Source organism: Nocardia tenerifensis NBRC 101015 (assembly GCF_000308715.1).
GTDB classification, from domain to species: Bacteria; Actinomycetota; Actinomycetes; order Mycobacteriales; family Mycobacteriaceae; genus Nocardia; species Nocardia tenerifensis.
On the sequence record NZ_BAGH01000539.1, the window covers coordinates 1 to 8,459 of the forward strand.

Sequence of the window (8,459 nt, forward strand, 5' to 3'; positions counted from 1 at the left end):
GCCGACCGGGGATGAGTTATGTGGGACGATAAATTCGAGGAACTGCTGCGCGGCTTCTTGCCATTCCTGTCCGTCGACGAGCCATTGGACGGCGCGGAGAATCTGCGCGATCTCGGGCTCGACTCGGTCGGCACGGTGGAGTTGCTCGCGCAACTGGAAGACGCGTACGACGTCCGATTCCTGGACGATCTGTTGAACATGGACACCTTCGCCACCCCCGCCGTGCTGTGGGCGACGCTGACCGAGATGACCGCTCCCGCAAGCTGATCGAGCCCCGTGCCGCGAGCCGGGGCAACAGCGCCGCCCGAAGCGGCCGCGTCACGAGGCGATCCGCCTGCGCGGCCGCAGGGCGGTCCGCGGATTCACCGCGGCGACCTCGAAATTGCGCGTCGTGCACCCGACCCTGGTGAACATGCTGTCCTGGCCGCACACCAGCAGCGTGCCGATTCCGTTGTCGCGCAACGTCTCCACCACGCGAGGCCAGCGCACCGGCCGCACGAAACCCGCCAGCAGCATGTCCCTGATCTGCGCCCCGGTGCGCAGCACCGAGCCGTCCTGGTCCGCGACCACCGCAACGGCCGGGTCGGCGAACGCGAGCCGCCCGAACACCTCCTCCTCGACCCGGTCGCGCAGCGGCCCGAACACGCTGGCGTGCATGGGCGGTCGCATGGCGTACAGCGGCAGCCCGCCCATCGAACGCAGCCGCTTGCGCAGCGCCTCCGCGCTGTCCTCGTGCAGCGTCACCAGGTAGAAGTCGTCGTCGACGTAGCAGGACAGCTCGTACCACTCGCCGCGGGCGTCCAGCTCCGCCAGCGCCTCGGCGAGCACGGGTTCCGGTGTGCGAGCGAAGGATTGGGTGACGACGTCGCGCTGCTCGACCGCGAAGTACTCGTCGAGGCAGCGCGCCCACCGCGACGTCATCCACACCGCCTCGGCGAAGGTCAGCGACCCCACGTGCACCGCGGCCGCCTTGCCGCCGAAGCTCGGCCCGACGCACAGCCGCGGCGGCGCGTCGAGCGTGCCGGTCGCGCCCTCGGCCAGCGCCAGGCAGTTCACCAGGAACGCCACCTGCGCGAATTCGGTGTAGTCCCCCGGTGTTTCGCGGTAGCGATCGAACAGCGAGTAGCCGAGCACGGCGTCGGCCTCGGCGAGCAGTTTGCGGGCGTGCGAGTTGACCACCATGAACTTGGCGACGTCGCCGAAGGCGGTCGGGCCCATGCCAGGGAAGACGATTGCCGATTCAGCGTTGCGGCCGATGTCCATGATTGGGTCCTGTTCTGCCGGGAAGACGTCCATTCGGTGTCAGTGTCCCGTCGGGCGCCGACCCTCAGAACCCCTAACTCGCCCCTAGGCACACCCCCGCGACCTCACCCGAGATCGGTCAGGAACGCGCGCAGCACCGCGCGGAATCGCTCCGGCTCCTCGAGGTGCGGCAGGTGGCTCGACTCCTCGAACAGCACCCAGCGCACGTCCGGGATGAGCCGCTCGAACGGCCGCATGGTGGTGGGCGTCGCCTCGTCGTGGCGGCCGGAGACGAGCAGCGTGGGGACCGCGATATCGGCGCAGCAGTCCTCGACCGACCAGTCCCGCAGCGTGCCGATCACGTGGAACTCGCTCGGCCCGTTCATCGTGTAGTACACGGTGGGGTCGTTGTAGATCTCGTAGAACGAGGCGAGGTAGTCGCGCGGCCACGGCACGAGGCGGCAGACATGCTTCTCGTAGAACGGCTTCATGGCCGCGTAGTACTCCTCGGACCGCGTGGTGCCCGCGGCCTCGTGTCGCGCCAGCGTGGCGTCGACGCCGGGCGGCAGCGCGGCCCGCAGCGCCTTCATCTCCGCCCGCCACAGCGGGTAGGAGGCGGGCGCGTCGGCGATGACCAGCCCGCGCAGCCCGGCCGGGCGGCCCGCCGCGTGCTTCGCGACGAGCATGCCGCCCCAGGACTGCCCGAACAACACGTAGTCGTCGGCTATGCCCAAGTGCCGCAACAGATTGTCGAGCTCGTCGAGGAACAGTCGCACCGTCCAGAACGAGGCGTCGCGGTCGGGCAGGTGGGTCGAGCCGCCGTTGCCGATCTGGTCGTAGTGCACCACCGGCCTGCCGTCCTCGGCCAGCGCGGCGAGGTTGGCCAGGTAGTCGTGCGTGCTGCCGGGCCCGCCGTGCACGACGACCAAGGGCGTTGCGCCCCTGCCCAATTCGCCGGTCACGCGATACCAGGTAGTGAACTCGCCGAACGGCGCGGTGCCTTTCACGGTGGGTGCTGGGGCGGTGGTCATCGTCGTTACCTCGTCACGGTGTGGGAGCGGTGCGCGGCAGCGCGTCGAGCCAGTGCTCGATCACCTCCGCCGTCGCACCCGCCTGGGATTCGAGCATGGTGAAGTGATTGGCCGCGACGGTGCGCAGCGTCTGGGTGTCGTCCCAGGGTTGGGCCTGCCAGCCGATGTCCGCGGCGTCCGCCGGTTCGCCGAAGAACGACTCGAGGCACTGCACGAACAGGACGGGCGCGGCGATCCGCCCCGGCGCTATCCCGCGCAGCAGGTCGGCGTAGCGACCCATCGAGGACAGCCGTGCGCTGTCGAAGCCGCCGAACGCCGACTCCATGTCCAGCATTCCGAAGACGAGTTCCTTCGCGATGCCGATATCGCCGCCGCCCTCGCTGCGATAGGTGTCGAGCAGCACCACCCCGGCGGGCACGACGCCGCGCTCCTCCAGATGCTCGGCGACGGCGTAGGCGAGCGTGCCGCCGGCCGAATACCCGAGCACCGCAAAGGGTTTGCCGTCGGCGGCGGCCAGCACGCTGTCCGCGATCACCTCGATCGCGGCCGCGGCCGTGGCGGGCAGCGGCTCGCCCGCGGCGAAGCCGGACAGCGGGACGGCGAGCACCGACCGGAGGTCGCGGAATCCGGCGGCGAGGCGGGCGTTCTGGAAGACGCCGCCCGTCGCCATGGGGGTACTGATACAGATCAGGCGCGGATCCGCGGGCCCTTCGGCCAAAGTCAGGGGTTGCGTACCGGTGTCGAGGTCGGCGGCCGAGGCGAAGCTCGGGCGCAGGGCCGCCGTCGCGGTCAGCAGCTCGAAGCCCTGCGGGAGCCGGTCGGCGTAGACCGCGGCGCGGAAGAGCGCGCTGATCGTGTCGGCCCCGCCGGACCGGTTGGTCGGCGGCTGGGTCGCTGCGGGGTCGGCGTCGAGTTCGGCCCGCAGGAACCTGGCCAGTTCGGCCGGGCTCTTGTTGTCGAACACCACCATCGGCGGCAGTCGCAGGCCGAGCGCCTTGCCGAGCGTGTTGCGCAGCTCCATGGCGGCGAGCGAGTCGAAACCGGTCTCCAGGAAGTCGCGCGCCGGGTCGATATCGGCGGGGTCGGCGTGGCCGAGCAGCGCCGCCGCGCCCCGCTGGATCACCGTGACCAGGTGCGCCACCTGTGCGTCCTCGTCGAGGCCGGCGAGTGCGCGGCGCAGCGAGCCGGCGTCCACGGTGCCCGCGGCGGTGCGCCTGCGCACGGTGGTCACCAGGCCGTCGAACAGGGGCGGCAGGTCGCTGCCCGCCGCCGCGAGGGCGGTGCGGTCGAGCCGGACCGCGGCGAGGACCGGGGCGTCGAGAGCGGTCGCGGTGTCGAATAGCGCGAGGCCCCGTTCCTCCGTGAGCGCCTCGATACCGTTGCGCGCCAGGCGTTTCCGGTCGGCATCGTCGAGGCCGCCCGCCATGCCGGTCGCGCCGCCCCACATCCCCCAGGCGAGCGACTGCGCGGGCAGACCGTGCGCGCGGCGATGGGTCGCGAGCGCGTCGAGGAAGGCGTTGGCGGCCGCGTAGTTGCCCTGGCCCGGGTTGCCGAAGACGCCGGAGATGGAGGAGAACAGCACGAAGGCCGACAGGTCCGCGGTGAGTTCGTGCAGATGCAGTGCCGCGTCCACCTTCGGTCGCAGCACGGTATCCATGCGCTCCGGCGTCAGCGATCCGATGACCGCGTCGTCCAGGACGCCCGCGACGTGCACGACCGCCGAGAGCGCGCGTCCATCCAGCAGCCGTGCCGCCGCGGCGCGATCGGCCAGATCGCAGGCGATCAACTCCACCTCGGCACCGAGATCGGTCAGTTCCGCGCTCAGCTCGGCCATCCCGTCGGCAGCCGGGCCGCGACGGCTCACCAGCATCAGCTGTCGTGCGCCACGGTCGACCAGATGCCGGGCCAGGAGCTTGCCGAGCCGTCCGGACGCACCGGACACGAGCACCTGGCCCGCGCCGAAATCGATGCCGCCACTGTGCCTCTCGCCTTCGCCGAGCTTGCCGATCGCGCCGGGTCTGCCGTTGTGATCCAGCTTCCCACTTTCGTCGAGCCTGCCGTCCTCCCCTGGCTTTTCACCCTCGCCGGGCTCGGCGACCGGAATCCTCCCAAGGCGCGCGGTGAACACCGCGCCGTCTCGCACCATGACCTGGGTCTCGCCGCGCGCCAGTGCGGCGCGGAGTTCGAGGGAATCGTCGGTGTCCGCCAGCATGATTCGGCCGGGGTCCTCGGATTGGGCGGAGCGCACCAGGCCCCATACCGCGGCGCCCGCGAGGTCGGTCACGTCCTCGTTCTCTCGGGCGACGGCTCCGTGGGTGACGACGGCGAGGGCCGACTGGTCGTATCGTGCGTCGGCCAGCCAGTTCTGGAGGACGGCGAGCACGTGGTGGGTTGTCGCGTGGACCGCGGCGGCGTCGTTGCCGGGGTCGACGGTCAGGACGACGAGCTCGGGAACCGGGCCGCCCGCGGCGACCGTGGACCAGTCGGCCATCGAGACCTCGGCGGGGGCGAGCGGGACGGGTGACCACGCCACCTCGAACAGGTCGTCGTGGAAGGCCGAGGTCGCCTGATTCAACTGCGCGGCGGGTACGGGCCGTGACATGAGTGCCCCTACGGACAGCACGGGTCTGCCGGTGCCGTCGGCGATGGCGAAGGCCGCGCTGTCCGCGCCGAGGTCGGTGATGCGGACGCGGAGAACCGACGCTCCCCCGGCGTGCAGGGCCACGTCGGTCCAGGAGAACGGCAGGACGAGTTCCGCGTCGTCGGCCGCTCCGCCGAATCGCAGGGCGTGCAGGCAGGCGTCGAGGAGCGCGGGGTGGATGCCGTACCGCGCGGCCTCGTCGCCGGCGGTGTCGGGCAGCGCGACCTCGGCGTACAGGTCGTCCCCGGCGGTCCACGCCGCGCGCAGGCCGCGGAACACGGGTCCGTAGTGATATCCGTTGTCCGCCAACGTTTCATAGGCGTCAGCGAGGTCGACGGGTGTCGCGTTCGCGGGTGGCCAGTGCATCAGGTCGAAGGACGGTCGCGGTGCGTGTTCGGCGAGGACGCCGCGGGCGTGCAGGGTCCACGGCTGCTCGCCGTGCCGGGAGTGGATGGTCACAGTGCGGGTGGCGGACTCGTCCGGCTCGCCGACCATGACTTGCAATTGGACGCCGCCCTGTTCGGGCAGCACCAGCGGCGCGTGCAGGACCAGCTCCTGGAGTACGGCACAGCCCACCGCGTCGCCCGCGCGCACGGCCAGTTCGACGAAGCCGGTGCCGGGGAACAGAATCGAGCCGCCGACGCGGTGCTCGGCCAGCCAGGGCTGGGTGTCCACCGAGAGCCGGCCGGTCAGCATGGTCGCGCCGTCCGGAAGTACCACCCGCGCCCCGAGCAGCGGGTGGTCTACCGCGTCCAAGCCTATCGAGGCTGGATCGTCCTGCGGCGAATCGCCGGTGAGCCAGTAGGTTTCGTGCTGGAAGGGGTAGGTCGGCAGGTCGACGCGCCGGGCGCCGGAGCCGGCGAAGAACCGGGCCCAGTCCACCGGCGCGCCCGAACCGTGCAGGCGAGCGAGCGCGGTGACCACGGCGCTCGTCTCGTCGCGGTGCGCGCGCAGTGTCGGCAGTACCGAGGGGCCATGATCGATGGTATCGCCGAACCCGCCTCCGGTGGAGGCGATTTCGTCCAAGGTCTGCCGAACCATGGTCGCCAGCACGGCGTCCGGCCCGATCTCCAGGAACCGGGAGACGCCCGCGTCCGCCAAGCAGCGCACCCCGTCGGCGAATCGCACGGTCTCCCGGATATGGCGGACCCAGTAGTCGGCGTCGAAACGCTCCACGAGCCGACCGGTGAGGTTCGACACCACGGGCAGCTCCGGCGCCCGGTAGGCGATCGTCTCGGCGACCGCGGCGAACTCCGCCAGCATCGGCTCCATCAGGGCCGAATGGAAGGCGTGCGATACCCGGAGCCGAGTAGTCTTGCGGCCCTTCGCCTCCCATCCGCTCGCCACGGCGATCACCCGCTCGGCCGCTCCGGACAGCACCACCGAGCCGGGCGCGTTGATCGCCGCTATGCTCACCCCTTCGACGAGGTCCGGGACGATCTCGGCCTCGCTCGCCTGCACGGCGATCATCACGCCGCCGTCCGGCAGGCTCTGCATCAGCCGGCCGCGCGCCGCGACCAACCGTGCGGCGTCCGGCAGCGACATGACCCCGGCTACGTAGGCCGCCGTCAGTTCTCCGATCGAGTGTCCGGCCACGAAATCGTGCCGCACGCCCCATGATTCGAGCAGGCGGAACAGGGCGACCTCTACGGCGAACAGGCCCGGCTGAGTCCACCGGGTCTGGTCGAGTAGATCGGGGTCATCACCCCAGACCACCTCGCGCAGCGGACGATCCAGCCACGGTTCGAGTTCGGCCGCCACGGCGTCGAAAGCCTCGGCGAACACCGGGTACTCGGCGTGCAGCCGCTGACCCATCCGGAGGCGCTGCGCGCCCTGACCGGAGAACACCATCGCGGTCTTACCCGCCGCCGCCGACAACGGTACGACGTCGAGGTCGGCGAGCGCGGTCGCGAAATCCGCTCTGCTGGAGCCGATCACGGCCGCGCGGTGCTGGAACGCCACGCGGTCGGTCGCCAAGGTGAACGCGATGTCCACGGGCTTCGCGTCCGGGTGGTCGGCGAGGAAGGAGCGCAGCCGCTGCGCCTGGTCGGTCAGCGCCCGGCTGGTTTTCGCGGACAGGAGCCAGGGAACCACGGTGGCCGAGCCGGGTGTCTCGGCTGGGTCGGTGTCCGGTCCTTGCTCGATGACAACATGTGCGTTGGTGCCGCTGATACCGAACGAAGAGATGCCCGCGCGCCGGGGCCGGTCGAGTCGCGGCCACGGCCTGGCCTCGGTGAGCAGCTCGACCGCGCCCTCGGACCAATCCACCTGTGGGGTCGGCTCGTTCACGTGCAAGGTCTTGGGCAGCACACCGTGCCGCATGGCCATGATCATTTTGATGATGCCGCCGACGCCCGCGGCGGCTTGCGCGTGCCCGATATTGGACTTGATGGACCCCAGCCACAGCGGGCGATCCTGCGACCGTTCTTGACCGTAGGTGGCCAGCAAGGCCTGTGCCTCGATGGGATCGCCCAGCTTGGTGCCGGTTCCGTGCGCCTCCACCGCATCGACGTCGGCGAACGACAGCCCCGCGTTCGCCAAGGCCTGCCGGATCACCCGCTGCTGCGACGGACCGTTCGGCGCGGTCAAACCATTGGACGCGCCATCCTGATTCACCGCGACACCGCGGACCAGTGCCAGCACCGGATGTCCGAGGCGGCGCGCGTCCGAAAGCCGCTCCACCACAAGCACACCCACGCCCTCGGACCAGCCGGTGCCGTCGGCGTCGGCGGCGAAGGACCGACAGCGCCCGTCCGCCGACAACCCACGCTGCCTGCTGAACTCGATGAAGGGGTCCGGCGTCGCCATGACCGCGACGCCGCCGGCCAGCGCCAAGGAGCACTCACCCGACCGCAGCGCCTGACTCGCCAGATGCAGGGCGACGAGCGACGACGAGCACGCCGTATCCACCGTCACCGAGGGCCCTTCCAGCCCGTACACGTAGGACAGCCGCCCCGAGGCTATCGCGCCGGTCGCACTGTTGGCCGCGTAGTCGTGGTACATCATCCCCGCGAACACGCCGGTGTCGCTGCCGCGCAAGGCATTCGGATCTATCCCGGCCCGTTCGAAAGCCTCCCAGGAGCATTCGAGTAACAGCCGCTGCTGGGGGTCCATTCCGAACGCCTCGTTCGGGCTGATGCCGAAGAACGCCGGATCGAAACCGCCCGCCTGATAAAGGAATCCGCCCTCGCGCACGTAGCTCTTCCCGGCGACGCCGGGCTCGGGGTCGTAGATCCTGCCGACGTCCCAGCCCCGGTCGGCCGGGAACTCGCCGACGGCGTCCACGCCCTCGGCGACCAAGCGCCACAGGCCCTCCGGCGAATCGACACCGCCGGGATAGCGGCAGGCCATGCCGACGATGGCGATCGGCTCGTCGGGATTGCCGGATGTGGCCGCGACGGCCCGGGTGCTTGCCGCCGCGCCCGAGAGGAGCCCGGCCACGTACTCGGCGACGGACTGCGCGTTGGGATAGTCGAAGACCAGCGTGGCGGGCAGGCGCAGGCCGACCGCCTCCGCCAGCGCGTTGCGGAACTCGACGGCGCTGA

At 70.8% G+C, this 8,459-nt stretch carries 4 protein-coding genes; 1 reads left to right on the forward strand and 3 read right to left on the reverse strand.

Annotated elements, in window-relative coordinates; genetic code table 11:
- The first annotated feature begins 18 nt into the window (after positions 1–18).
- The gene (locus tag ON39_RS35680) at positions 19–267 is read left to right on the forward strand and encodes a phosphopantetheine-binding protein (protein WP_040740759.1); all 249 of its coding nucleotides are present in this window, start codon (positions 19–21) and stop codon (positions 265–267) included.
- A gap of 51 nt (positions 268–318) precedes the next feature.
- On the opposite strand, the gene ON39_RS35685 is transcribed toward ON39_RS35680, so the two are convergent.
- The 3 genes from ON39_RS35685 to ON39_RS35695 all read right to left on the reverse strand — a co-directional run.
- Entirely contained in the window at positions 319–1,263 is a 945-nt protein-coding gene (locus ON39_RS35685; protein WP_211336238.1) for an ACP S-malonyltransferase, read from the reverse strand.
- A 104-nt stretch (positions 1,264–1,367) separates the two neighbouring features.
- Complete coding sequence (locus ON39_RS35690) at positions 1,368–2,273, reverse strand: proline iminopeptidase-family hydrolase (protein ID WP_040740761.1); 906 nt, start codon at positions 2,271–2,273, stop codon at positions 1,368–1,370.
- 13 nt (positions 2,274–2,286) lie between these two features.
- Positions 2,287–8,459, reverse strand: a 6,173-nt coding sequence (locus ON39_RS35695; protein ID WP_157195573.1) for a type I polyketide synthase, incomplete at its 5' end; no start/stop codon positions are given.